The 26,242-nt window shown below is 63.0% G+C and carries 21 protein-coding genes and 1 pseudogene; 11 read left to right on the plus strand and 11 right to left on the minus strand.

Annotated features, from left to right (window positions below):
• A pseudogene (locus tag AB5Y54_RS11000) lies at nt 1–698 on the minus strand (ISL3-like element ISAeme19 family transposase); the annotation flags it as partial.
• Nucleotides 699–796: 98 nt separating this feature from the next.
• Nucleotides 797–1,072 (minus strand): metal/formaldehyde-sensitive transcriptional repressor, encoded by a 276-nt coding sequence (locus tag AB5Y54_RS11005; RefSeq protein WP_052814969.1) that lies wholly within the window; start codon nt 1,070–1,072, stop codon nt 797–799.
• A 71-nt stretch (nt 1,073–1,143) separates the two neighbouring features.
• Here AB5Y54_RS11005 and dmeF point away from each other — a divergent pair, with 71 nt between their 5' ends.
• On the plus strand, nt 1,144–2,085 hold the full coding sequence (gene dmeF, locus AB5Y54_RS11010; RefSeq protein WP_200164824.1) for a CDF family Co(II)/Ni(II) efflux transporter DmeF: 942 nt from the start codon (nt 1,144–1,146) through the stop codon (nt 2,083–2,085).
• 15 nt (nt 2,086–2,100) lie between these two features.
• Here dmeF and AB5Y54_RS11015 read toward each other — a convergent pair whose 3' ends face one another.
• Nucleotides 2,101–2,502 carry a hypothetical protein gene (locus AB5Y54_RS11015; RefSeq protein WP_368153751.1) on the minus strand — a complete coding sequence of 134 codons (402 nt, stop codon included), beginning with the start codon at nt 2,500–2,502 and terminating at the stop codon, nt 2,101–2,103.
• Nucleotides 2,503–2,763: 261 nt separating this feature from the next.
• Here AB5Y54_RS11015 and pulA point away from each other — a divergent pair, with 261 nt between their 5' ends.
• Complete coding sequence (pulA, locus tag AB5Y54_RS11020; RefSeq protein WP_368153754.1) at nt 2,764–6,822, plus strand: pullulanase-type alpha-1,6-glucosidase; 4,059 nt, start codon at nt 2,764–2,766, stop codon at nt 6,820–6,822.
• Between the two features lie 193 nt (nt 6,823–7,015).
• Here the strand turns inward: pulA and AB5Y54_RS11025 are convergent, their stop codons facing one another.
• Complete coding sequence (locus tag AB5Y54_RS11025) at nt 7,016–9,433, minus strand: zinc/cadmium/mercury/lead-transporting ATPase (protein WP_368153756.1); 2,418 nt, start codon at nt 9,431–9,433, stop codon at nt 7,016–7,018.
• 254 nt (nt 9,434–9,687) lie between these two features.
• On the opposite strand from AB5Y54_RS11025, the gene tpx reads away from it, so the two are divergent.
• Nucleotides 9,688–10,188: a thiol peroxidase gene (gene tpx, locus AB5Y54_RS11030; protein WP_010672853.1), complete on the plus strand. Its 501-nt coding sequence runs from the start codon at nt 9,688–9,690 to the stop codon at nt 10,186–10,188.
• Between the two features lie 146 nt (nt 10,189–10,334).
• Complete coding sequence (locus AB5Y54_RS11035) at nt 10,335–11,555, plus strand: DEAD/DEAH box helicase (protein ID WP_368153758.1); 1,221 nt, start codon at nt 10,335–10,337, stop codon at nt 11,553–11,555.
• Nucleotides 11,556–11,650: 95 nt separating this feature from the next.
• Here AB5Y54_RS11035 and AB5Y54_RS11040 read toward each other — a convergent pair whose 3' ends face one another.
• The 3 genes from AB5Y54_RS11040 to AB5Y54_RS11050 all read right to left on the minus strand — a co-directional run bounded on the left by AB5Y54_RS11040 (nt 11,651) and on the right by AB5Y54_RS11050 (nt 15,376).
• The gene (locus AB5Y54_RS11040; protein ID WP_368153761.1) at nt 11,651–13,210 is read right to left on the minus strand and encodes a methyl-accepting chemotaxis protein; all 1,560 of its coding nucleotides are present in this window, start codon (nt 13,208–13,210) and stop codon (nt 11,651–11,653) included.
• Nucleotides 13,211–13,361: 151 nt separating this feature from the next.
• Nucleotides 13,362–13,661, minus strand: coding sequence for a hypothetical protein (locus AB5Y54_RS11045; protein WP_010672856.1), 300 nt, complete (start codon nt 13,659–13,661; stop codon nt 13,362–13,364).
• A 110-nt stretch (nt 13,662–13,771) separates the two neighbouring features.
• Nucleotides 13,772–15,376, minus strand: a complete 1,605-nt coding sequence (locus AB5Y54_RS11050) for an ABC transporter substrate-binding protein (RefSeq protein ID WP_368153763.1) — start codon at nt 15,374–15,376, stop codon at nt 13,772–13,774.
• Nucleotides 15,377–15,549: 173 nt separating this feature from the next.
• Between AB5Y54_RS11050 and AB5Y54_RS11055 the strand changes: the two genes are divergently transcribed.
• Both AB5Y54_RS11055 and AB5Y54_RS11060 read left to right on the plus strand, forming a co-directional pair.
• Nucleotides 15,550–16,257 carry a ParB-like protein gene (locus AB5Y54_RS11055; protein WP_323914151.1) on the plus strand — a complete coding sequence of 236 codons (708 nt, stop codon included), beginning with the start codon at nt 15,550–15,552 and terminating at the stop codon, nt 16,255–16,257.
• A gap of 85 nt (nt 16,258–16,342) precedes the next feature.
• Nucleotides 16,343–16,771 carry a DUF2753 family protein gene (locus AB5Y54_RS11060; protein ID WP_010672859.1) on the plus strand — a complete coding sequence of 143 codons (429 nt, stop codon included), beginning with the start codon at nt 16,343–16,345 and terminating at the stop codon, nt 16,769–16,771.
• A gap of 2 nt (nt 16,772–16,773) precedes the next feature.
• Here AB5Y54_RS11060 and AB5Y54_RS11065 read toward each other — a convergent pair whose 3' ends face one another.
• Nucleotides 16,774–17,523, minus strand: a complete 750-nt coding sequence (locus tag AB5Y54_RS11065) for an enoyl-CoA hydratase-related protein (protein ID WP_041211009.1) — start codon at nt 17,521–17,523, stop codon at nt 16,774–16,776.
• Nucleotides 17,524–17,612: 89 nt separating this feature from the next.
• On the opposite strand from AB5Y54_RS11065, the gene AB5Y54_RS11070 reads away from it, so the two are divergent.
• From AB5Y54_RS11070 to AB5Y54_RS11080, 3 genes are all read left to right on the plus strand, one after another.
• A complete protein-coding gene (locus AB5Y54_RS11070) occupies nt 17,613–18,053 on the plus strand; it encodes a copper chaperone PCu(A)C (RefSeq protein WP_201895098.1) in 441 nt (146 codons plus the stop codon).
• A gap of 92 nt (nt 18,054–18,145) precedes the next feature.
• Entirely contained in the window at nt 18,146–18,775 is a 630-nt protein-coding gene (locus tag AB5Y54_RS11075; RefSeq protein WP_010672862.1) for a TIGR04219 family outer membrane beta-barrel protein, read from the plus strand.
• Nucleotides 18,776–18,793: 18 nt separating this feature from the next.
• A complete protein-coding gene (locus AB5Y54_RS11080; protein ID WP_010672863.1) occupies nt 18,794–19,474 on the plus strand; it encodes an SDR family oxidoreductase in 681 nt (226 codons plus the stop codon).
• A gap of 195 nt (nt 19,475–19,669) precedes the next feature.
• Here AB5Y54_RS11080 and AB5Y54_RS11085 read toward each other — a convergent pair whose 3' ends face one another.
• The 3 genes from AB5Y54_RS11085 to AB5Y54_RS11095 form a co-directional block, all read right to left on the minus strand.
• A complete protein-coding gene (locus tag AB5Y54_RS11085) occupies nt 19,670–20,299 on the minus strand; it encodes a PolC-type DNA polymerase III (protein ID WP_219596160.1) in 630 nt (209 codons plus the stop codon).
• Between the two features lie 195 nt (nt 20,300–20,494).
• Nucleotides 20,495–22,219, minus strand: a complete 1,725-nt coding sequence (locus AB5Y54_RS11090; protein ID WP_104451845.1) for a proline--tRNA ligase — start codon at nt 22,217–22,219, stop codon at nt 20,495–20,497.
• Between the two features lie 137 nt (nt 22,220–22,356).
• Entirely contained in the window at nt 22,357–24,366 is a 2,010-nt protein-coding gene (locus tag AB5Y54_RS11095; protein ID WP_368153767.1) for a methyl-accepting chemotaxis protein, read from the minus strand.
• 232 nt (nt 24,367–24,598) lie between these two features.
• Here AB5Y54_RS11095 and ruvA point away from each other — a divergent pair, with 232 nt between their 5' ends.
• Both ruvA and ruvB read left to right on the plus strand, forming a co-directional pair.
• The gene (gene ruvA, locus AB5Y54_RS11100; protein ID WP_010672867.1) at nt 24,599–25,213 is read left to right on the plus strand and encodes a Holliday junction branch migration protein RuvA; all 615 of its coding nucleotides are present in this window, start codon (nt 24,599–24,601) and stop codon (nt 25,211–25,213) included.
• An 8-nt stretch (nt 25,214–25,221) separates the two neighbouring features.
• Entirely contained in the window at nt 25,222–26,232 is a 1,011-nt protein-coding gene (ruvB, locus tag AB5Y54_RS11105; RefSeq protein WP_041214526.1) for a Holliday junction branch migration DNA helicase RuvB, read from the plus strand.
• Nucleotides 26,233–26,242 lie beyond the last annotated feature (10 nt).

The following is a 26,242-nucleotide window of genomic DNA, read 5'->3' on the forward strand; positions in this document are numbered from 1 at the left end:
TGGAACAGGTCGTAGACCACCTCCGCCTGCGGGCAGTGTTGCTTCACCTCCAGGTCGAACGCCGTGTTCATGTCCATCGCCACCGCCTCAATCTGCTGGCATCGCTCGCCGAGCTGCTCGAAGAAGGGACGGATAGCGGCCCGACTGTTGCCGTGCCCCACCCACAGGACGCGGGTTCGCTCGGCATCCATGATCACGGTGGCATAGCGGTGTCCCTTGTGCAGGGCAAACTCATCCATCACCAGCCGCCGCACCTCCCCAAGTTCGATGGTGCCCACACTAGTCTGCAAACGGCGCTTGTCGATCTCCTTGATGGTGTGCCAACCGACCCCGGTGAGCTGGCTGACATGGCGGATGGGGAGGTACTGAACGAGCGCTTCAATCCAGCACTGCATGCGCCGGGTGAGGCGGGAGCCAGAGGGGAGCCAGTCGATATGTTCACTGACGCGACCACAGCGCAGACAGTCGACGCGGCGAACAGGCAGTTGTAACCAGACTTGTCGGTCAAATAGGTCTCGCTCACGCACCCGGCGGATACGTTGGTCGTGGATCAATGGCGTGGGTTGCAGGCATCGGCGACAACGGGGCAAGAAGTCGGCGCGAGGCTCAAGGGTAAACAGGGTGTGATGGTTGGCAGAAAGCGCTTGGGCGATGACGGTATAACCTGGCCAGAAGGAGGTAATATCAATATGATGCACGGCGACAGCAGGGTGATGGTGGTGGTGTGTTTGGCGACAACCAGTTTACCAGCACCCTGTCTGTCAACTTCCACTTTCCCAGGATCCCGCGAAGAACCTTATTTCAGATAGGAACGCAGTACCCTCACCACCTGATCCAGATCGTCCAGCCGCTCGGCATGGGTCGCCTCCTCGGCGCCAAGATGCTCGCGCATGTGTCCCTCCAGCACCTCCAGCATCAGGCCGTTGACGGCGCCGCGGATGGCGGCAATCTGCTGCAGGATGGCGGCGCAGTCTGTTTCCTGTTCCAGAGCGCTCTCCAGGGCGCCGGTCTGCCCCTTGATGCGCCTGACCCGTGCCAGCAGCTTCTTCTTGTCGTGAACCGTGTGTGACATCCAGGATCCTCTCGATCAATAAAACTATACTGGGGTATAGTATATAGCATCCTCGTTTTCAGGAGAAATCCATGCCATCCCTCGCCTCATCCCACTGCCACCACCCCGTCGTCCACGAAGGGAATCCCCTGGCCGAACAGAAGACCCGCTGGGCCGTGCTGCTCACTATCGTCATGATGGTGGCGGAGATCGGTGGCGGCTGGTTCTACAACTCCATGGCGCTGCTGGCCGACGGCTGGCACATGAGCTCCCATGCCCTGGCCCTCGGCCTCTCGGTGCTGGCCTATCGCGCTGCCCGCCACTTTGCGCGGGATCACAGGTTCAGCTTCGGTACCTGGAAGATAGAGGTGCTGGGGGGCTTCAGCAGCGCCCTGCTGCTGGTGGGGGTGGCGGGGTTGATGCTGTTCGAGTCGGTGGCCAGGTTGCTGGACCCCAGCCCCATCCATTATCAGCAGGCGATCGGCATTGCCCTGCTGGGCCTGCTGGTGAATCTGGCCTGTGCCTGGCTGCTCAGGGACGATCACGGCCATCACCATGGTCACGACCACCATCACGGTCATCACGACCACTCGCACGATCACCACCACGGCCATCAGGATCTCAACCTGCGCGCCGCCTACCTCCACGTGCTGGCGGACGCGGCCACCTCGGTGCTGGCGATTCTGGCGCTGGTGGGAGGCATGTTGTGGGGGGCGGACTGGCTGGATCCCCTGATGGGCATCGCCGGGGCCGTGCTGGTGGCGGTGTGGGCCAGGGGGCTGCTGCGTGATACCGGGCGCGTCTTGCTGGATGCGGAGATGGATGCGCCCCTGGTGGACGAGATCCGTGAGGTGATCGCCGAGCTGCCTGGCGCCGAGATCCGCGATCTGCACGTCTGGCGGGTGGGGCAGATGCAGTATGCCGCCGCGATGTCGTTGCAGATGGCGACCCCGGTCCCGGCACAGGCGATCCGCGAGCGCCTCGCCATCCACGAGGAGCTGGTGCACCTGACCATCGAAGTGTCTGCCGACTGACGCCCCTGGCGGGGGTCAGCGGGGAGGCTCGCTCTCCTGATCCTGCCAGAGGGAGCCCAGCATCAGCCTCAGCAGCAGTCCCGGCGGGTCGTCGAGCAGGCGGCCCGGCTCCAGCAGCAGGTGGCCGTCGGCATGAAAGCCCATGCTGGCGTGAACCTTGCCTTCCTCGCCACACACCTGGAGGAGGCCGTTCAGGGACCCCCCCTCGCCGGGTTGACAGCGCAGCCGCAGCTCCCGTGGTTCCCCCAGCAGGGTGAAGGCGCGGGCGAGGGGAGGGCTCTCTTCATAATCCGGCCAGTTGAAGAAGTGATAGCGTTCGGCGAGCACGCCGGCCTGCTGGCAGAACTGATCGAACAACTGGGCAATGCCCTGATACTCCTGGTCCAGCCGCCTGGCCTGCTCCTCAATCCGTTTCATCACCCAGCCCCCTCTATCCATTTGATTGGACATTGATTTCGTCACTCGCTCCCCTCTTCTCGCTGGTATGGGCCGAAAGCGGTGCCAGGTCTGTGAGCGCGATCGAGTTTTCGTTATGAAAACGTTATCTTGTTGATGCGGATTGGTTTTTTTTGCCCATCCGCTCACATTTACGGCAATTCCCGCTGATTAATATGACACCGCTCGGCAATGACCGGGTACTCGGATATCGAGACTAACTACAGCGGGAATTATAAAAAAATGGATATGAAAAAGACCAAAGTGGCGCTGGTAACAGCCTCACTGCTCGCGCTTTTGTCAGGCTGTAACGACAACAGTTCTTCTGCTCCTGCCCCTGCCCCTCAGGATGAGCCCGTCGCTCGTCTTCCCAACGTCCAGCCCCCGGCCGAACTGCTGACGGCCGGCCCCGACGAAGCGGTCATCGCCCTGGTGGATACCCAGACCAGCGCGGCGCGCGGTGTCACCGGCCCGTTCGCCAGCCACAACCTGCACCTGTGGAACAACGACGCCTGCAACTCGACCTCGGAGGGCGGCCTCAACACCGGTTGGGATGACAAGAGCAAGACGCCGTCCGCGGCGGACAGTTTTGGTCCGGCCTGGGTCGTGCCGCTCTCCAAGATGGAAGGCTGCATCAACTTCATCGCCCGCAACGGCGATCTCGCGAACCTGACCGGCAGCGACATGAAGGTGGTCTTCAGTGATCACCCGGATCGCACCGTGGCCATCGTCGCCGGCAAGAACGAGATCTTCGGCAGCCGGGCGGAAGCCTTCACCGCCGCCTTCGGCGTGGCGGGGGCCAGTGCCCATCTCATCGACGACAACACCCTGATTTGGCAAGGGGGCAAGGACAAGCCCTATGTGCGCCTCTACTACACAGAGTCAGGCACCATCACCGCAAACAGCGAGGGTGTATTCGATTTTCCCTACCTCAAGCTGACCCCGACCAGCCTGACCGAAGAGCAGCAGGCCAAATACCCGCACCTCAAGGATGCCGCCGCCTTCGCCCTGCCTGCGGGGAAAGATCTCAAGCCCCTGCTCAAGGGTGAGCTGGTCGCCATCGGGACCGATGCGGACGGCATCCTGCAGGGGGCGACCCTGGTGCAGAGTGCCGGTGCCCTCGATGCCCTTTACAGCGAAGCGGCCACCAAGCTGGCCTACGGCGCCGTGGTGGAGGGAGGCAATGTCACCTTCCGGCTCTGGGCGCCGACCGCCAAGTCGGTCAAGCTGGCGCTGTTCGACGAGCAGCACAAGTCGCTTGGCGAGCGCGCCATGACCCTGGACGAGGCCAGCGGCAGCTGGAGCGTACAGGGGGGCAGCGATCTTGTCGGCAAATACTACCGCTACGATATCCAGGTCTATCACCCGGTCAGCCGCAAGCTGGAATCCTATCAGGTGACCGACCCCTACTCCCTGAGCCTGGCGATGAACTCCGAGTTCAGCCAGGTGGTGGATCTCGACGATCCGGCCCTCAAGCCGGAAGGCTGGGACAGCCTCAAGGCCCCCCACAGCCAGAAGAACCCCGCCGACATCACCATCTATGAGGCCCACGTCCGGGATCTGACCGGCAACGACGAGTCGACGCCGGTGGATCACCGCGGCAAGTTCCTCGGGCTGACCGACAGCGACAGCGTGCCCGTCACCCACCTGAAATCCCTGGCCAAGAGCGGCGTTAGCCACCTGCACCTGCTGCCGGTGTTCGACATCGCCACCGTCAACGAGGATCCGGCCAAGGTGGCCAACATCGGTGATGACTTCAGCAAGCTGTGCGAGGTCAATCCCGAGGTCAAGAACTCCAGGTTTGCCAGCCACTGTGGTGGCGGCGAGACCATCGAAGCCGTGCTCGGTGATCTGCAAGCCAGCGACAGCAAGGAGAACCCCGTGGTGCAGGAGCTGTACGGCTATCTGCGCGGGGTGGACTCCTTCAACTGGGGCTATGACCCCTACCACTACACCACGCCGGAAGGCTCCTACGCCACCAATGCGGAGGGGATGACCCGGATCAAGGAGTTCCGCGAGATGGTGCAGGCCATCAAGCAGAACATCGGCATGAACGTGGTGATGGACGTGGTCTACAACCACACCAACGAAGCGGGTCTCGGTTCCAAATCCGTGCTCGACAAGATTGTGCCCTGGTACTACCAGCGCCTCAATCCGGAGACCGGTTCGGTGGAAAACTCCACCTGCTGCTCCAACACGGCGCCGGAACACGCCATGTTCGCCAAGCTGATGGATGACTCTCTGGTCACCTGGGCACGGGACTACAAGATCGATGCCTTCCGCTTCGACCTCATGGGCCATCACCCGAAAGATCAGATGGTGCAGGCCCTGGCCGAGGTGAAGAAGGTCAATCCGGACATGTATTTCTACGGCGAGGGGTGGAACTTCGGCGAGGTACAGGATGACAAGCGCTTCGTGCAGGCGACCCAGAAGCATCTGGCCGGTACCGGCATCGGCTCCTTCTCCGACCGGCTGCGTGATGCGGTGCGCGGGGGCAGCCCGTTCGACGGCGGCGAAGCCATTCGCAAGACCCAGGGCTTTGGCAACGGTGCCCTGGTGGATGCCAACGAGCTGGACGGCGTCGATCTCGCCACCGCTCTGCATCAGTCCGATCTGGTGCGCCTCGGCATGGCGGGCAACCTCAAGGAGTTTGTGCTGACCGACAAGGACGGCATTCCGAAGAAAGGCTCCGACATCGACTACAACGGTCAACCGGCGGGCTATGCCCAGGATCCGACCGAAATCCAGAACTATGTCGACAAGCACGACAACCAGACCCTGTTCGACAACCTGGTGTACAAGGCACCCGCCGGGGCCGACCTGGTGCGGATGCAGGGGGTCTCTCTGGCGACTGCCATGCTGGGTCAGGGCATTCCCTTCACCCACGCGGGTGTCGAACTGCTGCGCTCCAAGTCCATGGAGCGGGACAGCTACGACTCCGGTGACTGGTACAACCGGGTCGATTACACCCTTGGAGACAACAACTTCGACAAGGGCTTGCCGCGCAAGGACAAGGACGAGGCCAACTACGAGCTGATCGAGCAGGTGCTCGGCCAGCACGCCAAGCCGGGTTCGGCCGAGATGCATCAGATGGTGAACTTCTACCAGGAGCTCTCCGAACTACGTCAATCCTCTCGTCTGCTGCGTCTTGGCAGCGGCGCCGAGGTGATCAAGCGGGTCGACTTCCGCAACACCGGCCCTGAGCAGATCCCGGGTCTCATCGTGATGAGCGTGGATGACGGGGTGGGCGCCGGTGCGGATCTGGATCCGGCCATCGACGGCCTGGTGGTGATGATCAACGCCACCAATCAGCCCCAGAGCATCGGCGATTTCCGTGACGGCAAGGATCAGCCCATCGATCTGACCGGCATGGTCCTGAGCGGTGCCCACCGTGACTCCGACAGCATCGCCAGCGGGGCGGCCAATGACAGCGGTCAACTGACCCTTGGCGCCTGGTCGGCGGCGGTGTTCATCAAGCCGCAGAGCGGTGCCCAGGGCGCGGGGCTGCCGGTGAGCAAGAAGACGGATCTGAGCACCTTGCCTCCCTTCGGTGACACCGAGGTGTTCGTGCGCGGTTTCCTGAATCAGTGGGATCCGGTCAACAAGATGAACTTCAGTGGCAACTTCACCTATGAGTTCACCACCGAGGTGACGGCAGATCAGCTGGGGTCGACCCAGGTGAAGATCGCTGGCAACGAGTGGAGCGGCCCCGTCAATTACGGCAAGTGCAGCGATACCGACCAGCTTGCGACCGGCCAGGTCAATACGCTCTGTGCCAATGGCGGGGATCTGCCGTTCAACGTGGAGAAGGCTGGCACCTACAAGTTTGTCTTCACCGCCATGAACAAGGACAAGCCCACCCTGAGCGTCAGCTACACCGAACCGGCGCAGAGCTGCAAGGTGCTGGATACCGTCGCGGGCAATCCGCTCGGCTTCCCGCTCTATGTGCGCGGCAGTCTGAGCGACTGGAACGCCCAGCCGGCCTACCAGCTGAGCTACAAGGGGATGGAAGGCAACCTCGCCATCTATCAGGCCGCCTTCAACTACGCGGGCAGCTTTGACTTCAAGTTTGCCAACGACGATGGCAACTGGAGCAAGCAGTTCTTCGTGAAGGATGCCGGTGGCACCCTGATCGCACTGGAGCCCGAGCAGGTTTACCCGCTCCAGCACGGCGACGGTGGCATGGGCAACAACAGCATCACGCTGGAACAGGGTCTGTGGAGCTTCCTGGTTAAGGTTGACCCGACTCAGACTTCCGGCGAGGTGGGCAGCGTCATCATCCAGGAGTGCAGCGCCAAGTAAGTCTTTCCCATCGAGCCCGGGGTTGGCTCGGCAACCCCGGGTTGAATTCCGCCTCGCCAAGGGCGGGATAACACCGAGAGAGTAAGCAAAGCGCGACTGCCGACCGGCAGCCGCGCTTTTTCTTTGCTGTGGGCGAGGCAATAAAAAAGCCGCCCCGTTGGGGCGGCTGTTGGTTGTACCGTTAACGGTCGGCCTAGCGTTTTCGCAGCAGGCGCAGGGCGTTGGCGGTGACCAGGGCGGTGGCGCCGGTGTCGGCCAGCACCGCAATCCACAGGCCGGTGATGCCGAGCAGGCTGGTGACCAGGAAGATGGCCTTGAGCCCCAGCGCCAGCGCGATGTTCTGGTGGATGTTGGCCAGCGCCGCGCGGGAGAGCCGGATCATGGCGGCAACCCCGCCGAGCTGGTTGTGGGTCAGTGCCGCATCGGCGGTCTCCAGCGCCACGTCGGTGCCGCCTCCCATGGCGATGCCGATGCTCGCCCGCTTCATGGCCGGGGCGTCGTTGATGCCGTCGCCGATCATCGCGACTTTCTGGCTGAGGCCGAGCTTGGCGATCTCATCGACCTTGCCCTCCGGCAGCAGGCCGGCGCGCCAGCCCATGCCGAGCTCGCCGGCGATGGCCTCGGCGGCGCGGGGGTTGTCACCGGTCAGCATGATGCTCTTGAGACCAAGCTCGCTCAGCTCGCGCAGGGCCGGGGCCGCCTCGGGGCGGATCTGGTCGCGCAGGGCCAGCAGGGCGGCCGGGGCGACGTCAGGCTGACCGAGTACCACCACTGTCTTGCCTTGCTGCTCCAGGGTGGCGACCCGGGCCTGTATCGCGGCATCCAGGGTGGCGACCCGGCTCGGTGCCAGCAACTGCCAGAGGGTGCCGTCGATGCGACCTTCCACGCCCATGCCGGGCAGGGCGCGCAGCTCCTGGGCGGCGGCGAGGCTGAGGCCCCGCTCACTGGCCGCGGTCACCACGGCGCGGGCCAGCGGGTGGTGGGAGCCCTGCTCGATGGCTGCCGCCAGTGCCAGCAGGTCGGCCTCAGACTGGCCATTGAGGCTCACCAGTTCGGTCAGCTGCGGCTTGCCCAGGGTCAGGGTGCCGGTCTTGTCAAAGGCCAGGGTATCGATGTGGGCCAACCGCTCCAGCGCTGCGCCCCCCTTGATGAGGGCTCCCTGCCGGGTGGCTGCCGCCAGCGCCGAGGTGACCGCCGCCGGGGTGGAGATGACCAGGGCGCAGGGGCAACCGATCAGCAGCAGCGCCAGCCCGCGATAGACCCACTCGTCCCAGCTCTGGCCGAAGGCGAGCGGCGGTACCAGCACCACCAGCAGGGCGACCAGCATCATGGCCGGGGTATACCAGCGGCTGAAGCGGTCGATGAAGCGCTCGATGGGGGCGCGCTGGGTCTCGGCCTCTTCGATGAGATGCAGGATACGGTCGATGGCGTTGTTGCCGGGCTCGGACACCACCTCGAGGCGCAGCACCCGATCCGCCGCCAGGCTGCCAGCGGGGACCTTGTCACCCCGGCGGCGCTCCACCGGGATGGATTCGCCGGTCAGGGCGCTCTCGTCAAAGGCGCCGAGGGGGTCGAGCAGGCGGGCATCGGCGGCCAGGCGGGCGCCTGGGGCGATTTCGATGATGTCACCGGGGCGCAGCTCATCGGCGCCGACCTCTTCGCGCACCTCGCCCTCGGCAGTGGTGCGGATGCGCAGCGCCTTGTCGGGCACCAGCGCCATCAGGGCGGTGACCCCGGCGCGGGCGCGGCCGGCGGCGTAGGCCTCCAGATGTTCACCCAGCATGAACAGCAGCAGCACCATGGCCGCTTCGGCGGTTTCGCCGAGGAACAGGGCCCCCACGGCGGCGACCGTCATCAGGGTCTCGATGGCGAAGGGGGAGCCGCTTCTGGTCAGTGCCCACGCCTTGCGGGCGACGGGCCACAGCCCCCAGAGGGTGGCCAGGGTAAAGAGCGGCTGACCGATCTGGGCCGGCAACAGGGCCGCCATCCCCATCAAGCCGGCGAGCGACAGGGGCTGCCAGTATTTGCCGAGCAGGTTACTGACCCTCTGCATCTGCGGGCTGCGGCCCGGTTCGCTGCGAGCCGTGTTCTGAGCGCCTCCTTTGAGCTGGAAGCCGGCGGCCAGCACGGCGGCGGTAACGGGGTCGGGGGAGAGGCCGGGGGCCAGATCCACCACCAGCTTCTCGGTGGCAAACAGCACCCGAGCCTGCTGTACGCCCTCCACCCGGCTGACGGCGGTCTCTATCTTGCGGGCACAGCTGGGACAATCCATGCCCAGCACCTGCCAGCTATGGCGGCGGCTGTTTTGCTCGGGGGTAGCCAGCGGCGGCTCGGTCGCGGCGGTCGTGTGGGCGTGCCCCTGCTCATGATGATCGTGGTCGTGGGCTGTGTCGGTGGCGCAAGCGCCTCTGGGGAGCTCTTCATCACCCGGGCCGTCTGCGCCACTTTGCCCCTGATGATCGTGGCGGGTCGGGTTGGCGACGCCACTGGCCTGTGCCCCGTTGTCGCAGCAGTGGCTGGTGTGGCTGTGCCCGGCCTGTGGGGTGGCGGCCTTGCTGACGGCCTTGATGGGGGCGGCGGCGTGTTGATGGCTGCAGCAGGATTTGCTCATGATGCGTTCCTCTTGAGGGATCCCGCCCCTGCGGGATCCTGGATGACTGCGCCGAGTGTAAACCTTGGTGTAAAGTCCAAGGTCAAGCCCTCTTCTCCTCTTTGTTCGGGGCCATGACAGTGGCCGCTGATTTGCCCCTGGAGCAGGAGGGACGCAAAGGGATGCCAAATCCCTTTCATTAGCGGGTGTTTGTCATCCCGTGGCGGGCCTATACTGGGGACCCTGGATCCCACATCAATCATCAAGGACCTAACATGAGCAATACCGTCACCCTGCAAGGCAACCCCGTCTCCGTCTCCGGCCACTTCCCCGTTGCCGGTGAGCAGGCCAAGCCCTTCTCCCTGGTTGCTGGCGATCTGTCCGATGCGACCCTGGCGACCTTCGCCGGCAAGCGCAAGATCCTGAACATCTTCCCGAGCGTCGACACCCCGACCTGCGCCACTTCCGTGCGCAAGTTCAACGAGCAGGCAAGCGCCCTGAACAACACCGTCGTGCTGTGCATCTCCGCCGACCTGCCGTTCGCCCAGGCCCGTTTCTGCGGCGCCGAGGGTCTGGACAAGGTGGTGAACCTCTCCACCCTGCGCGGTGTCTCCTTCCTGCAGGACTACGGCGTGGCCTTCTCCTCCGGCCCGCTGGTGGGTCTGGCTGCCCGTGCCATCGTGGTACTGGATGAGCACGACAAGGTGCTGCACAGCGAGCTGGTGGCCGAAGTCGCCGACGAGCCGAACTACGCCGCCGCCCTGGCCGTTCTGTAAGTCGCGCCACAGGCTGATTGCCTGACGGCCTGCCCCGTTCACACGGGGCAGGCCGTTTTTATTGCGCTCCCGAACCTTTTACTTATGGGGTGGGTCTGGCTAGACTTCGCCTCCACATCCTCGTTCAGCCTGTATCTGCGATCCCCATGACGTTTGACGAACTCGCCCTTGCCCCCGCCCTGTTGCCCCTGCTGCCCGCCGCGCTGGAAAAACCGACCCCCATTCAGCAGCTAGCCATTCCTGCTGCCTTGTCAGGACGGGATCTGCTTGCCCTGGCCAGGACCGGCAGTGGCAAGACCCTGGCATTCGGCCTGCCGTTGCTGCAGAGGCTGGACGCAGCCAGTGACCGGGTACAGGGATTGGTACTGGTCCCCACCCGGGAGCTGGCAAGCCAGGTGAGCGCCGCCCTGCAGGAGATTGCCGACGGGTTGGGGGTGCGTCTCCTGACCCTGTGTGGCGGGGTGGCCCAGGAGTGGCAGGAGCGGGAACTGGCTCTCGGCCCCCAACTGCTGGTGGCGACCCCCGGACGGTTGCGGGACTTGCTGGCCCAGCAGACGCTGGGGCTGGGTGCCCTGCGCATGCTGGTGCTGGATGAAGCGGATCGCCTGCTGGAGATGGGGTTCTGGCCCGATATCCAGTGGCTGATGAAGGCGATGCCGGAGGCGCGGCAGCAGATGCTCTTCTCCGCCACCTTGCCGATCGAACTGGAGAGCCTGGCCTCGGGCCTGCTGCAGGATCCGGTGCGCATCGAGGCCGAGCCGCTCAACAGCCTGGTGAGCGACATCGAGGAGCGGCTCTATCTGGTCAACAGGAGTAGCAAGGTGCCTGCGCTGATCGCCCTGCTGGAGGCCGGAGAGTGGCCCCAGGTGCTGGTCTTCATCAGTGCCAGGGACGACGCGGACGGGGTGGCCAAGAAACTCGCCAGGGCTGGCATGACGGTGGCGGTCCTGCACGGAAACAAGGATCAGACCACGCGGGAGCAGGCGCTGGCGGATTTCAAGGAGGGCAGGGTGCGGGTGCTGGTGGCCACGGACCTGATGGCGCGCGGCATCCACGTGGAGGCATTGCCCGTGGTGATCAATCTGGATCTGCCGGACCATGCCCCCGTCTACGTGCATCGTATCGGTCGTACCGCCCGTGCCGGGCAGAGCGGTCTGGCCATCTCCCTTACCTGTCACGGGGATGGGGAGGCGCTCGAGGGGATCCGGGCCCTGACCGGTCGCCCCCTGCCCCTGGCGGCGCTGGCAGGTTTCCCGGTGACCGACAAACCCGCCAGCGGGGAGAGCAAACGGGCGCCAAGAGACAAGCAGGCGAACCGTCGCACCCAGGGCAAGCGCAGCATCAAGCAGTTCAAGGGCAAATCCTGAGACGGACTTCTTGCCCCCGGCGGGAGCCTGTCGTCGTGAAGGAGGGGAGAGATCGGCAGCGCGCCCGGGGGCGCGCCAAACTGCACGGCAAGGGGTCAGTCGTGGAACTGGTTGATCAGGCGGGAGAGGTTTTGCAGCCGCTCCACCAGCAGGGTGATGCCATCGAGGGCCTGACGGCTGTTGTCCGCGGTGTGGCTCGCCAGTTGGTGGATCTGGTAGATCCCCTGATCCAGGGTGCTGGTGACATCCGCCTGCTGGCTCACCGCCTGGGCTATCTCGTCGCTGGTGTGGGTCACCCGGGCCAGCATCCGGTTGATCTGGTCGAGCACCTCGGCGGTGGCCCCCATGTGCTGCTGGCAGAGCACTGATGTCTGGGCCCCCTGCTCCATGCCATCGGACAGTTGCCGGGTGCTCTGTTGCAGCGCCCCTATCATGTCGCTTATCTCGCCGGTGGAGCTGCGGGTCTTCTGGGCCAGGGCCCGTATCTCGTCGGCCACCACCGCAAAGCCGCGCCCTTGTTCACCGGCCCGTGCCGCCTCGATGGCCGCATTGAGGGAGAGCAGGTTGGTCTGATCCGCAATCTGCCCGATCACCTCCAGAATGCCGTTGATCTTCTGGCTGTCCTGGGTCAGGCGCGCCAGCACGCCCTGGCTGGCGTCCAGCTCCTGATGAAGCCTGTCGACCGAATCCCGGGTGGTGGCCAGCGCCTGCTGGCCACTGGCGGACACCTGCTGGACCTCGCCCACCAGCGCATTGGCCTGGTGGGCATTGTCAGCCACATCGCGGATGGACTGGCTCATCTGGGTTATGGCCGCCGCCAGTTGCTCGCTCTGGGCCCGCTGCTGTTGCAGGTGAGTGTCTATGGTCTGGATATGCCCCCTGTCATCTTCCGCCGCCTGCAGGATCTGCTGGTTGGTGTCCGCGCTGCGACCTACCACGGCGCGCAGCTCCGCCTTCTTCATGCGCAGCAGCAGTTCAAGGGCGGCCAGGCTGTCCTGACGCCTGGCATAGAGTACCTGGCAAAGGGCGCTGCCCTGCTCCTCGCCCGCCATGGCCAGCAGCCTGGCCAGCCGCCGTTGCAGATGCCAGCCATGTCCCATCTGGGCCAGCAAGCAGAGCAGAGTGATGACTCCCCACCCCGGCTGGCCGGTGACCAGACTGGCCCCCATGCCGAGCAGGGCGGTGCCAGAGAGCAGCAGACACAGCTGCCCCGGCTCCAGGGTCAGCCGGGTCAGCCAGGGCAGTGCCTTGCCGTCACGGATCCGGGCATAGAGCTGCTCTGCCCAGGCGATGTCGTGATCCTGGGGACGGGTGCGGACAGACTGGTATTCGATGATCTGCTGCTGATCGTTGAGAATCGGCGTGACGTAGGCGTTGACCCAGTAGAACTGACCACTCTTGGCGCGGTTCTTTACCAGCCCCATCCAGCTCTTGCCTTGTTGCAGGCGGCGCCACATGTCGGCGAACGCGGCCTTGGGCATGTCGGGGTGGCGGACCAGATTGTGGGGCTCCCCTTCCATTTCGGTCGCGCTGTAGCCCGCCACATCGCAAAAGTGCTGGTTGGCATAAGTGATGTGACTGGCGGGATCCGTGGTCGAGATCAGTGAGATGTGATCGGGGAAACGGATCTCCCCTTCGTGCCGGGTTGTGGTCATGTGCGCATCCTGAATGAGCCAAGTAACTGATAAAGTTATTTTTTATTTTTGTGATTGTTACGGCGTCATTGTAGATGCGGACTGTTGCACCACCTTGGCTTGGGTCAATAAATCAACACGGGAAAGGCTGAAAAAAGTCGTAGATGGCGGCTCAGCCGCGGGGAGTGAAGTCGTGGATCTCCCCCGTCCTCGGCTTGAAGCGGGGGTCATTGTCTTCTGCGCTGGCGACCCAGGCCATGGCCTGGCAGAAACTCTCCTGCTTGGCGAAGGCATCCCGGGCCTGATCGATGGCTCGTTCGGCATTGCGCCGCTCCATCTTGCTGGCCTTGCGGTCGCTGAACTGCTTCTGCTGGCTCAACATCCATTCGAGGAAGGCCTGGCGGCATTCGGTTTCATCGGCGGCCTTGGCGGGAAGGGCAACAAACAGGGCAATCAGGAGCAGAGCACGCATGGCAGGATCGGATCACGGGGTTGATGAATGAAAAGAGGCGGCATTTTAGGCCGGGAACTTGAACAGGAACAGTGCCAGGAGGGGTCAGATGTCCCGACCCCTCCCCGGACTCAGTGTTTGACGAGGTAGAGCTGACGGCTGTAGGCCACGTCTTCCGGGTTGTTGATGGGATACCCCTTGAGCCAGGGCTTGATGAGCCGGGCATTGGTGTACTGGTAGATGGGGGCGATGGGGGCCTCCTTCTGCAAGATGGCCTCGGCCTCATCGAACAGGCGGGCCCGTTCTGCGGGATCCTGACTGTTGGCCGCCTGCGCCAGCAGCTTGTCGTAAGCCGGGTTGGCGAACCGGGCCATGTTGCCGCTGTGGCCCGATCCCCAGAGCCCGAGGAAGGCGGAGGGGTCGTTGTAATCGGCGACCCAGGAGGAGCGGATCACCTCGAACTGGCCGCTTTGACGGCTGTCGAGATAGGTTTTCCACTCCTGGTTGGTGAGCTCGACCCGGGCCCCCAGCTTCTGTTTCCACAGGTTGGCGATGGCCAGCGCCATCTTCTTGTGAATTTCCGCCGTGTTGTAGAGCAAGGTCAGCTTGAGGGGATTGCTTGGGCCGTAGCCCGCTTCTTTCAGCAGGGCTCTGGCACGCTCGTCCAGCGCCTGCTGACTGCTGGTGGAGAGCAGATTGGGCTTGGGGTCGAAGCCGGCGGTCACGTCCGGGGTGAAGTGGTAGGCCGGTTTCTCCCCGGTGCCCAGCACCTTGTCGGCAATCAGGCCCCTGTCGATGGTGTAGGAGAGCGCCTGGCGCACCCGCACATCATTGAGGGGCGGGCGCTGGGTGTTGAAGGCGTAGTAGTAGGTGCCGAGCTGTTCCGGGGTATAGACCTCCCCCGGGATCTGGGCCATCAGGCTCTGGTACTGCTCCTTGGGGAAGGATTCGGTGATGTGCAGATCCCCGGCCAGATAGCGGTGGGTGGCCGCGCTCTCCTGGTTGATGGGCACGAAGGTGACGCGGGTCAGCACCGTGTGGGCGCGATCCCAGTAGTAGGGATTGGGCGTCAGCTCCAGTTTCTCGTTCACCACCCGGTGACTCAACACGAAGGCGCCGTTGCCCACCAGCTTGCCGGGCTGGGTCCACTGGTTGCCATATTGCTCCATGCTGGCCTGGTGCAGGGGCGACAGGCTGGGATGGGTCAGCAGGCTCAGGAAATAGGGCACCGGCTGGGAGAGGGTCACCTTCAGGGTATGGTCATCGACGGCCTCCACCCCGAGCGCATCGGGGGCCAGCTTGCCTGCCACTATGTCGTCCACCTTGTCGAAGCGGGCGAGCTGGGCGAACCAGGCGAAAGTGGCGGCTTCCCTGGGGTCAACCAGCTTGCGCCAGCCATAGACGAAGTCGGCGGCGCGCACGGGGTCGCCGTTGGACCAGCGGGCATCCTGCCTCAGATGGAATGTGAACTGCCGGTTGTCCTTGTTCTCCCAGCTCGCGGCCACCCCGGGCAGCACCTTGCCGTCCGGTCCCTGGGTCAGCAGCCCCTCGTAAAGGTCCCTGAGGACCTGCAGCTCCGGCAGTCCCACCAGCTTGAGAGGGCTCAGGCTCGCCGGTTCATCCTTGAGATGACGGACGACGGCCTGTTCGGCGGCGAGTGGGGTGCCGGGCGGCACATCGGCAGCCTGGACGCAGGCACAGCCCAGCAGGGCCAGCAGGGGGCTCCATCCTTTCATGGTGAATCCTTCAAAATGTGTGAAGCGGGGAGAAAACTCGGCGAGAATGCATCGCCGGCAGATGGGAAATCATGATATCCCCTTTGCTGGTCAGACCGCCAGCATGAGTCCCATGATATCCGATGCGGCTGTCAACGAGGGGGCGCCGTGAGCGCCAGGAAAAGGAGAGAGTGATGAGAGCATGGATCTTGTTGGTCTGCGTGCTGAGCCAGGGCGCCTGGGCGTTGTCCCCGTGCGAGAAGAGCAGCCCGGTGGGAAGCTGGTGCGAGGTGAACATAGAGGCGCTGCACCCCACCCAGGGCGGCGTCGGTCAGTTGCAGGTGGATACCACTGCCCGGGAGCTGGCGGACAAGAGCGAGAAGCAGCTCGACAAGCTGATGAAAAAGAAAGAGATCCCTATCGTCATCGCGCCGGATGGGGGTTACTGGCTGGTGGACAGGCACCACCTGACCAAGGCGCTGTGGCAGCAGGGGGTGAAGCAGGTCAGGGTCAAGGTGATTGCACGGTTGCAGGACAGGGCCAATTTCTGGAGCCAGATGCAGAACAACCACTGGGCCTGGCTCAAGGATGAACGGGGTCAACCCCTGACTCCCGAGCAGTTGCCCGGCCATATCGGTGAATTGCCGGATTACCCCTACCGCACCCTGGCGGGGCTGTTGCAGGATGCGGGCTACTTCAGCAAGAAGGATCAGGTCTACTTCGTCGAGTTTGCCTGGGCCAGCTGGCTCGGCCAGCAGATGGCCTGGCAGCCGATCGATGAGGTCAACCTCGCGGATCGCCTCGCCGAAGCCAAACGGCTGGCGTGCAGCAGCAAGGCGACAGATCTGCCTGGTTACCCCGGCAAGCAGTGTCGCGTCAATCAGCCCAGAACGGCGGGTTGAGGGATCCTGCACAAAGGGTCTGGTTGATATTTGTTCTCGATTGGCCATGATACAAACTCCACTCGTGTCGGCAAAGGAGAGGAACATGGAACATCAGAACTGGCAACGCTACATGCTGGAGGCGGAGAACGCCCTTGGCATGGGGGCTCTGGGCACGGCGATCTGCCTCTATCAGCAGGCCCTGGGGGAAGTGTATGAGCTGGCCTCCGGGGATCTGGACGAACTGGCCAGCATGCGGGTCGCCACCTGTCACCGCATGGCCGATTTCTGGCGTGCCATGGAAGAGCCCGCCTATGAACTGCGCTACCTCAAGCTCGCCTCCGAGCTGGTCACCGCCCTGGTGCCCCAGTGCCCCAACCGGGAGTGCGAATCCCTCATCAGTGAGCTGGGCTGCTGCCGCGCCGCCCTGCTCTCCTTCTTGAAGCGCCACCCCAATCCGGAGATTGCCCGGCTTATTCAGGTGCAGGACAGGGTGCAGGGCTGCGAGTTGATAGGCCGGTTCCGTCTCAACTGAGTTCAGCGCCGTTTTTGCAGCTTGCTGGCGATGCGGCTTTGCGCCTCTTCCCCTTGCAGGGCCTGGGCGAAGGCGCGCGCTTCCAGGTCGATGACGAAATGCACCGCCTGTTTGAGCTCCTGCTTGAGCAGCGCCTTGCTCTTCTGGAGCGCCATCGGCGGCTTGGCCGCCAGTTTCAGTCCCTGCTCCCGAGCGAAGGGGAGCAGGTCCGCCGGGGCCAGCACCCGGTTGGCGAGCCCGAGACGCAGCGCCTCTTCCCCATCGATGGCCTCTGCCAGCAGCAACAGCTCCGCCGCCTTGAGGTGACCGACGGCGCGTGGCAGCAGCAGGCTGGCGGCAAACTCCGGTACCAGCCCCAGCTCGACGAAAGGCAGTTGCAGCCGGGCGTTGTCACCCAGATAGACCAGGTCGCAGTGCAGCAGCAGGGTAGTGCCGATGCCGACTGCCGGGCCGCCCACGGCGGCGATCACCGGTTTGGGGAAGTCGGCCAGGGTGTGCAGAAATTGCAGGATGGGGTCGTCCGGCTCAAGGGCGTGCTTGCCAACAAAGTCGGCCAGATCGTTGCCGGCGGTGAAGCACTCCGCCTGGCCCTGCAACAGCAGCACATGGACCTCTTCGTCCCGGGCGGCCTGGCGCAGTGCGTCGGTCAGCGCCAGATACGTTTCCGTGTTGAGGGCATTGCGCTTTTCCGGTCGATTGAAGGTCAGGGTGAGCAAGCCGTCCTGCTGTTCGGCCAGAATTGTGAGGGCCATGTCTGAATCCTTGTTGTCGGGGGCTGTCAAAAGCTTGCCACAGGGGTAAGCTTTGTCTCGTTTAACAACATCATAAAAGGATTTCAACCATGTTTAAACGTGCGTTTTATTCCACCATGGCACTGCTTCTGGCCGCCCCGGCCCTGGCCAAGGTCGACGCGGTCGATGGTTATGTGCGCCTGCTGCCCCCTGGCTCGCCGAACACGGCGGCGTTCATGGTGCTCAGGAACGATGGGGACAAACCGGTGAAACTGGTGGCGGGTACGTCCCCTGAGGCGGGCCGTGTCGAGCTGCACACCCATTTGCACGAGAACGGCGTCATGAAGATGCGCCAGGTGGAGAGCATCGAGATCCCGGCCAAGGGGGAGGCCGTGCTCAAGCCCGGCAGCCTGCACATCATGTTGTTCGACATCCATACCCTGGCCCAGGGCACGCCCTTCCCGTTGACCCTGACCCTGGACGATGGGCAGACGCTGTCACTGAGCCTGCCCGTGAAGCCGGTCGAACCCATGAAAGGGATGAAGCACTGACATTTATGGACGCTTGTTCAGCTTTTTACTCTAGGTATTCCTTGCCCAGCGGGTAAAATGATGGCCTTTCCAGTCCAAAATGGAGCGAAGTGATGAAGAAGACCCTGATTGCCGGCACTGTGATGGCTCTGCTCAGCCATGGGGCCATGGCCGCCAATGACTGGCGTTTTGCGGCGGGTGCCGATCTGTGGAATGCCCAGGGAAGTGGCCAGGTCAGCAGCGTGGGTGCCGATGGCAGCTACGACGAGAACTACAACTGGAGCGGCTACCTGCAACTGGAGCACGGCATCCTGCTGCTGCCCAACGCCAAGTTTGAAATGTCCGACTTCAGCAGCAGCGGTGGCAGCTTCAACAACGATCTCCTGGCTTACGACCTGAGCCTCTACTATCGCCTGTTCAACAACGACCTGTTCCAGATCGACCTGGGTCTGACCGGTCGTCGCTACGACGGTGATTTCAACACCCAGCACTACTCCTATGACAAGGATGTGCTGATGGCCTACACCGGGGGTGAAGTACGCATCCCGGGGACCGGCTTCGCCGCGTTTGGCGATATGCGGGTGCAGGATGCCGACAACTACGACTACCGTCTGGGCGGCTCCTACAAGTTCTCTTCTGTGCCGCTCAAGATCCGCGCCGGCTGGCGTGAGGCCGAGATGGACTTCGATCGCGTCGATCAGACCATCGACGGCTGGTTCATCGGTGGTGAATTCACCTTCTGATCTCCCTGAGGAGCACACATGGGCCACATCATAGTGACTGGCGCCGGATCCGGACTGGGCCGCGCCCTGACCATAGGGCTGGTTGAACGCGGCCATCAGGTTTCCATGATGGGTCGCCGTTACCAGAAACTGCAGGAGCAGGAAGAGCTGCTCGGCAAGGCGGTGATCGGCATTGCCGCCGATCTGGCGCACCACGAAGAGGTGGATGTCGCCTTTGCCGCTGCGGTGGAGTGGGGCGGCCTGCCCGACATGGTGATCCACTGTGCCGGTGTCGGTGAGTTCGGCCCGGTGGGTGTCTACACCGCCGAGCAGATCCGCCGGGTGGTGGAGAGCAATCTCATCTCCACCATACTGGTGGCCCAGCAGACGGTACGCCTCATCGGCGACAAGGGCGGGGTGCTGGCGAATGTGCTCTCCTCTGCCGCCCAGACCGGCAAGGCAAACGAGAGCCTCTATTGCGCCTCCAAATGGGGCATGCGCGGCTTTCTCGAATCCTTGCGGGCCGAGCTGAAGAGTGCTCCCCTGCGACTGGTGAACCTCTATCCGAGCGGGATCCGCAGCGAGTTCTGGGAGAATTCGGATCATGTGGACCCGAGCGGCTTCATGACGCCGGAAGACGCGGCAGCCTACATGCTGGATGCGCTGGCCGCGAGAAGCAGCTGCCATGTGACCGATCTCTTTATCGGTCGCAATAGTTGAGATAGTGGGCTCCGGCCCTTGCCGCCCAGAAGAGCAGAAACAAAAGGCGCGCCATTTGGCGCGCTTTTTCATTGATGTGCAGTGCTAAATTATCTGCTTGCCTGCCTCTCTTTACGCCGGGCCATCATGGATGTGAAGGCGGGTAAATTCAGTGCCGACATGGCATGGATGATTGATGATGCATGTCGGCACATATTATTTCCGAGTCGCATATTCCCGCAGGAAGGATGGAATCACCTGTTTTGGCTTCTTGCCAAGGGTCAGCAGCAATGCAAAGTCCGGGTCGATAATGCCATGTCGACACGCCAGCTCTTCCAACAAGGCAAGCCAGAGGTGGGCCGTCACCTCTGCATCCGCCAGGGCACGGTGAAACACCCCGTCATTGGGCAGGCTCCGGTATTGCACCAGGGTACCCAGCTTGTGATCCGGGGCATCGGGAAACAGGCGCCTCGATAGCAGCAGGGAACAGGCGAACTGGCCGCGGTATTGCGCTGGCAATCGCTCTATTTCCGCATCCAGAAAGCGCTTGTCGAAGGAGGCGTTGTGGGCGACCAGATTGTCATCACCGATAAAGTCGACGAAATCCGCCATCACCACGTTACAGGGGGGAGCCTGTTTCAGCATGGCATTGCTGATCCCGGTATATTGCTCGATGAAGCTGCTCACGTTGAAGCCCGGATTCATCAATGCCGAGAAACGCTCACTGATATGGCCATCCTTGATTCTGACGGCACCGATCTCGATGGCTCTATCCCCTTGTCCGGGTGAAAGCCCTGTGGTCTCGAAGTCGAGCACGACAACGGTATTGGCTGAGGCGATGGACATCACTTCTCGGGCAAGCTGGGTAAAGAGCGCCAGTCTAGGAAATCAGCCGTACCGTGTACAGGGCAATGCAGTTATCTCATTGGTTCACGCTGGAGACGCATTTTTGTGCATCATGGCTGAGAGCCATATAAAAAGCCCCGAATGCCGTGGCACTCGGGGCTTTCCTATGAAAAGCGATAGGCGGTGTCGGCGTTATCAGCGACCCAGCTTGGCCTTGAGCATGGCAACGATCTCGCCGATGGGCACTTCCTGCTTCTCGCCGGAGCGGCGGCACTTGTACTCCACCACGCCGTTGTCCAGACCACGGTCACCGATGACGATGGCGTGGGGCACACCGATCAGCTCCATGTCGGCGAACATCACACCCGGGCGCTCCTTGCGGTCGTCAAACAGCACGTCCACACCGGCGGCTTTGAGCTCGGTGTAGAACTGTTGCGCCTGCTCGGCCACGCGCTCGGATTTGTGCATGTTCATCGGCACGATGGCTACTTCGAACGGGGCGATGGCATCCGGCCAGATGATGCCGTACTGGTCGTTGTTCTGCTCGATGGCCGCAGCCACCAGGCGGGAAACCCCGATACCGTAGCAACCCATCTCCATGGTGACGGACTTGCCGCCTTCGTTCAGCACGCTCGCCTTCATCGCTTCGGAGTACTTGGTGCCCAGCTGGAAGATGTGGCCCACTTCGATACCGCGCTTGAGCAGCAGCTTGCCCTGGCCGCACGGGCTCGGGTCGCCTTCCACCACGTTGCGCAGGTCGGCAACCTCAAAAGAGGCGATGTCGCGATCCCAGTTGGCACCGGTCAGGTGGAAGCCGGTCTCGTTGGCGCCGCAAACAAAATCGCTCAGATGGGCGGCGCTGCGATCGACGATGATGCGACCGGCAAAGCCGACCGGGCCGATGGAGCCTGCGTCGCAACCAGCGGCCGCTTTGATCTGCTCGTCATTGGCGAAGGTCAGCGGGTTAGCCACGCCAGAAAGCTTCTCGGCCTTGATTTCGTTCAGCTCGTGGTCGCCACGCAGTACCAGGGCGATGACGGCCTGTTTGCCGTGCTCGTCTTCCTCGGCCAGTACCAGCAGGGTCTTGGCGATGGCGGTCGGCGCCACGTTCAGGAAAGCGGCTACTTCATCGATGGTGTGGACGGCCGGGGTGGCCACCTTGGTCAGGGCTTTGGTTGCGGCAGCGCGCTCGCCAGCCGGTGCCAGCGCTTCGGCCATCTCGATGTTGGCGGCGTAATCGGATGTATCGGAGAAGGCGATCAAGTCTTCACCGCTCTCAGCCAGCACCTGGAATTCGTGGGAGCCGGTGCCCCCGATGGAGCCGGTATCGGCCTGCACCGGGCGGAAGTTCAGACCCATGCGAGTGAAGGCGGTGCAGTAGGCCGCGTGCATCTTCTCATAGGTATCGACCAGGGAAGCCTTGTCGATGTGGAAGGAGTAGGCATCCTTCATCAGGAATTCGCGGCCGCGCATCACGCCGAAACGGGGGCGCACTTCATCGCGGAACTTGGTCTGGATCTGGTACAGATTCAGCGGCAGTTGCTTGTAGCTGTTCACTTCGTAACGGACCAGCGCGGTGATCACCTCTTCGTGGGTCGGACCCAGCACGAAGGGGCGGTTGTGACGGTCGGTCAGGCGGCACAGCTCGGGGCCGTAGTCATCCCAGCGGCCGGACTCCTGCCACAGCTCGGCGGGCTGTACCACCGGCATGGACACTTCGACGGCACCCGCATTGTTCATCTCTTCGCGGACGATGTTTTCAATCTTCTTCAGGACCCGCAGGCCGGTCGGCAGCCAGGCGTACATGCCGGAAGCGAGTTTGCGGATCATCCCGGCGCGCAGCATCAGCTGGTGGCTGACAACTTCAGCGTCGGAGGGGGTTTCCTTGAGAGTGGAAAGCAGATATTGGCTGGTACGCATCGCGGTAGACCTTCGCTAGTTCGGGCGGCTTGGCCCTGGAAAATTTCAAGTGCGGAATTTTAACAGGCGAAGCCCCCCGGCCCAAGGGCTAAATTCAGCGGCGCTGGGGGGAGGGCGGGGGCCTTGCCTCGCCCGCACTAGACCCGAAATTGCGACAGCAACTGCTGTTGCTGCTGGCTGGCCTGATGGAGGGAGGAGGCCAGTTGCAGGCACTCCTGGGCTTCCTGTTCGCCCGTCTGGGCCTGCAGGCTGATATCCGAAACCTTGCCCGTGGTGTGCCCCAGGGTGTGGGAGAGCTGGCTGGTCGCCTCTGCCACCTGTTGCACCATGTCGGCGAGCTGATCGATGGCCTCTTCTACCTTGAACAGGATCTGTTTGGTGTTGTCGGAGTCCGCCATACCCGATTCCACGGTTTTCAGGTTGCGTTGCATCATCAGATAGGCCTGCTCTGTCTGCTGCTGGATGCTGTTGATCACATCCGTTATCTCGGCGCTGGAGGTGGCGGTGCGATTGGCCAGGGTGCGCACCTCGTCGGCCACCACGGCAAAACCGCGCCCCATCTCGCCCGCCCGGGCGGCTTCGATGGCGGCATTGAGTGCCAGCAGGTTGGTCTGCTCCGAGATATTGCTGATGGTGGAGATGATCTGGCCAATCTGCCCTGCCTGCTCCTTGAGGGCATTGATGGCAGTGGCACATTCACTCACCTCCATGACCACCCGCTGCATGCCGGCGGTGGCGGAAGAGACATACTGGCTGCTTTGCGTGGTGAGCTGGCGCACCTCGTTGGCGTTGTGTGCCGCCAGGTTGCAGTTGTCCGAGATGGTGGTGGCCACCTGCACCATCTGCTCGCTGTCGTGGTGCAGCGCCTGGGCATGCGCTGCGGTCTGGCGGCTGCTCTGGCTGATGGCCTGGACCCGGTTGACCGAGGTGTGCACGTGCTGGTTGATGTGCTGGTTGTTGTCCATGGTGGCGCTGATCATCTTCTGCAGCTTCTCGATGAAGCGATCCACGCTGCCGGCAAGGGAGCCAATCTCGTCGTCGCGTGAGAGGTTGATGCGGGCATTGAGATCCCCTTCCCCGGCGGCGATGCCCTGCATGCGCTTGTCGACCTGGAGTAGCGGGCGAACAATGGTGCGTACCAGCCAGAAGCCGCAGCAGGTGACGATCAGCAGGCTGAGCAGCAAGCCCCCTAGGATGAGTCCCCTGGTGTAGTCGATGATGGCGTTGAGCTGGTGAACCTGATCCTCGACGGTGGCGTCCCCCTGGGCCTCGACCTCGACCAGCGCCAGCCTGAGCTGGTCGGCACTGCCTTCGTAACGGGCCAGCTGGTTCTGATAAGCGCTCAGGGTTGTGGTCCATTCACGGAGCAGGCGGGCATTGTCGGCTTGCAGGGCACGATACTGGGTGGAGAGCATTTGGCCTGCAAACTCCCCGTCGCCGGGCACATCGAACTGGCCGGTTGCCAGCATGCCGTCAACCGCGTCCTGATAGAAGCGGGTGGCTTGTGCCAGCTCGGCCTGGATGGCAGGAGTAGGGCCTTCGTTCTGCATCTTCTCCAGCGCATAGAGCTGGCGCAAGAATCCGATGTTGGCCTCCATGCCGCCATCGGCCGCCTGCCAGCGGATCGCGAGGCCGCCGTTCCAGCTGATGGCCTGCTCCGGTGAGCGGGTGAGGCTCTCGACGGCCTCGTCACCGATCACCTCCAGCCTGGTCGAGAGGCGTGACATGCGTTCAGAACTGGCACGCAGCGCCTCATCGGCGCTCGTGAAGGTGCGATAGAGGGTCAGCAGCTGTGCCTGCTCTTGCTGATAGGTCTGCTCATGCTGCTTCAGCGTGGTGATGGCTGCCGCATCGATGAGCCCGCCTTGCTCCACCCGGCGCAAAGCGTCGCTGGCCGCCTCTTTTGCCCGTTGCAGCTCCGGTGCGTCGAGGGGGATCCCCGAGAGCATCTTCTGGATATAGAGCGACTGGTTGCCGAGTTCGATGGAGCCCTCCATGGCACCATCTGCCGTCTGCCAGGCGGCACCCAGGACGTAGGAGAGCAGATCAGCCAGCCGCTGGCTGCCATACCAGCCGATCGCCCCCATGCCCAGGGTGCAGCCGAGCAGAATGGTGAGTCCGAGATTGGATGTGGTGACGATTTTCATGACTCAAGCCTTCCCTGGTGCCGAACAAGACCATTTCAGTGTTCAATCAATGACGAAGATGTGCCATCCCCGATGGAAAATAAAGTGACAGACAGTGTTCTGAACGAGGGAAATGGACGGGTATGAAGAGCGGGTCATCCCATGATCTGCATGGACCTATGCTGGATACTTATCCAGTTATTCTTTATGCTATGACCCAATTTGCGAGAGTCTGCGTGGCGAGGAAAAGAACATGATCGGTCGCTTGAGAGGCGTCATCATCGAGAAGCAACCCCCCGAGGTGTTGCTGGAAGTCGGAGGGGTGGGATATGAGGTTCATATGCCCATGAGCTGCTTCTATGATCTGCCCGAACTCGGGAAGGAGGCCGTCATTCACACCCACTTCGTGGTGCGTGAAGATGCCCAGCTGCTCTACGGCTTCAACCACAAGCAGGAGCGAGCGCTGTTTCGCGAGCTGATCAAGACCAACGGGGTCGGCCCCAAGCTGGCCCTGGCCATTCTCTCCGGCATGACGGCCACCCAGTTTGTGATGAGCGTCGAGCGCGAGGAGATAAGCTCCCTGGTCAAGTTGCCCGGCGTGGGCAAGAAGACCGCCGAGCGCCTGGTGGTGGAGATGAAAGACCGCCTCAAGGGCTGGGTCAGCCACGATCTCTTCTCCCCGGCCGAAATCACCCTGCCCGCGAAAGAGAGCCCGCTGCGAGCCCCGGATGCGAGCGAGGAGGCGGCCAGTGCACTGGTGGCCCTCGGCTACAAGCCGCAGCAGGCCAGCCAGATCGTCAGCAAGGTGGCTGCCGACGGCATGTCGGTAGAGGAGATCATTCGTGAATCCCTGCGCAGCCTGGTGTGAGGTAGACAATGATTGAAGCGGATCGCCTCATCTCGGCCGGTGCCGCCCGTGAGGACGAGATCATCGATCGGGCCATCCGGCCCAGAAAGCTGGCCGATTACACCGGACAGGATCACGTCTGCGATCAGATGGAGATCTTCATCGAGGCCGCCCGCCAGCGCGGGGAGGCCCTCGATCATCTGCTGATCTTCGGGCCTCCCGGCCTTGGCAAGACCACGCTGGCCAACATCGTCGCCAACGAGATGGGGGTCAACATCAAGACCACCTCGGGCCCCGTGCTGGAGAAGGCCGGCGATCTGGCGGCGCTCCTCACCAACCTGGAACCGAACGATGTGCTCTTCATCGACGAGATCCACCGTCTCAGCCCGGTGGTGGAGGAGGTGCTCTATCCGGCCATGGAGGATTATCAGCTCGACATCATGATAGGGGAGGGGCCGGCGGCCCGCTCCATCAAGCTCGATCTCCCTCCCTTCACCCTGATCGGTGCCACCACCCGGGCCGGCTCCCTTACCAGCCCCCTGCGTGACCGGTTTGGCATCGTGCAGCGCCTCGAGTTTTACAACGTCAAGGACCTGACCGACATCGTCTCTCGCAGCGCCCGTTGCCTCGGGCTCGACATGACGGAAGACGGCGCTCTCGAGGTAGCCCGTCGCTCCCGGGGGACACCGCGGATTGCTAACCGTTTGTTAAGGCGGGTACGGGATTTTGCCCAGGTGAAGTCTGACGGGCGAATTGACGGACCCATTTCGGCCCGTGCCATGGACATGCTGGACGTGGACAACGAAGGTTTCGACTTCATGGATCGCAAGCTATTGTTGGCCGTCATCGACAAGTTTATGGGGGGGCCCGTCGGGCTCGACAACCTGGCCGCCGCCATCGGTGAGGAGAAGGACACCATAGAAGACGTGCTGGAACCTTATCTGATCCAGCAAGGCTATCTGCAACGTACACCCAGAGGGCGGATCGCAACTCAGAGAGCCTACGCACACTTTGGCCTGGAACGACCGGCAGATCAGTAGACGTTGCGAT

This window comes from Aeromonas sp. s9, assembly GCF_040907765.1.
GTDB classification, from domain to species: Bacteria; Pseudomonadota; Gammaproteobacteria; order Enterobacterales; family Aeromonadaceae; genus Aeromonas; species Aeromonas caviae.

Excerpts from the sequence above, each read along its gene's own strand:
- AB5Y54_RS11005 (WP_052814969.1), bottom strand. The coding sequence starts at position 1,072 with ATGTCACACACGGTTCACGACAAGAAGAAGCTGCTGGCACGGGTCAGG.
- dmeF (WP_200164824.1), top strand. The coding sequence starts at position 1,144 with ATGCCATCCCTCGCCTCATCCCACTGCCACCACCCCGTCGTCCACGAA.
- AB5Y54_RS11015 (WP_368153751.1), bottom strand. The coding sequence starts at position 2,502 with ATGAAACGGATTGAGGAGCAGGCCAGGCGGCTGGACCAGGAGTATCAG.
- pulA (WP_368153754.1), top strand. The coding sequence starts at position 2,764 with ATGGATATGAAAAAGACCAAAGTGGCGCTGGTAACAGCCTCACTGCTC.
- AB5Y54_RS11025 (WP_368153756.1), bottom strand. The coding sequence starts at position 9,433 with ATGAGCAAATCCTGCTGCAGCCATCAACACGCCGCCGCCCCCATCAAG.
- tpx (WP_010672853.1), top strand. The coding sequence starts at position 9,688 with ATGAGCAATACCGTCACCCTGCAAGGCAACCCCGTCTCCGTCTCCGGC.
- AB5Y54_RS11035 (WP_368153758.1), top strand. The coding sequence starts at position 10,335 with ATGACGTTTGACGAACTCGCCCTTGCCCCCGCCCTGTTGCCCCTGCTG.
- AB5Y54_RS11040 (WP_368153761.1), bottom strand. The coding sequence starts at position 13,210 with ATGACCACAACCCGGCACGAAGGGGAGATCCGTTTCCCCGATCACATC.
- AB5Y54_RS11045 (WP_010672856.1), bottom strand. The coding sequence starts at position 13,661 with ATGCGTGCTCTGCTCCTGATTGCCCTGTTTGTTGCCCTTCCCGCCAAG.
- AB5Y54_RS11050 (WP_368153763.1), bottom strand. The coding sequence starts at position 15,376 with ATGAAAGGATGGAGCCCCCTGCTGGCCCTGCTGGGCTGTGCCTGCGTC.
- AB5Y54_RS11055 (WP_323914151.1), top strand. The coding sequence starts at position 15,550 with ATGAGAGCATGGATCTTGTTGGTCTGCGTGCTGAGCCAGGGCGCCTGG.
- AB5Y54_RS11060 (WP_010672859.1), top strand. The coding sequence starts at position 16,343 with ATGGAACATCAGAACTGGCAACGCTACATGCTGGAGGCGGAGAACGCC.
- AB5Y54_RS11065 (WP_041211009.1), bottom strand. The coding sequence starts at position 17,523 with ATGGCCCTCACAATTCTGGCCGAACAGCAGGACGGCTTGCTCACCCTG.
- AB5Y54_RS11070 (WP_201895098.1), top strand. The coding sequence starts at position 17,613 with ATGTTTAAACGTGCGTTTTATTCCACCATGGCACTGCTTCTGGCCGCC.
- AB5Y54_RS11075 (WP_010672862.1), top strand. The coding sequence starts at position 18,146 with ATGAAGAAGACCCTGATTGCCGGCACTGTGATGGCTCTGCTCAGCCAT.
- AB5Y54_RS11080 (WP_010672863.1), top strand. The coding sequence starts at position 18,794 with ATGGGCCACATCATAGTGACTGGCGCCGGATCCGGACTGGGCCGCGCC.
- AB5Y54_RS11085 (WP_219596160.1), bottom strand. The coding sequence starts at position 20,299 with ATGTCCATCGCCTCAGCCAATACCGTTGTCGTGCTCGACTTCGAGACC.
- AB5Y54_RS11090 (WP_104451845.1), bottom strand. The coding sequence starts at position 22,219 with ATGCGTACCAGCCAATATCTGCTTTCCACTCTCAAGGAAACCCCCTCC.
- AB5Y54_RS11095 (WP_368153767.1), bottom strand. The coding sequence starts at position 24,366 with ATGAAAATCGTCACCACATCCAATCTCGGACTCACCATTCTGCTCGGC.
- ruvA (WP_010672867.1), top strand. The coding sequence starts at position 24,599 with ATGATCGGTCGCTTGAGAGGCGTCATCATCGAGAAGCAACCCCCCGAG.
- ruvB (WP_041214526.1), top strand. The coding sequence starts at position 25,222 with ATGATTGAAGCGGATCGCCTCATCTCGGCCGGTGCCGCCCGTGAGGAC.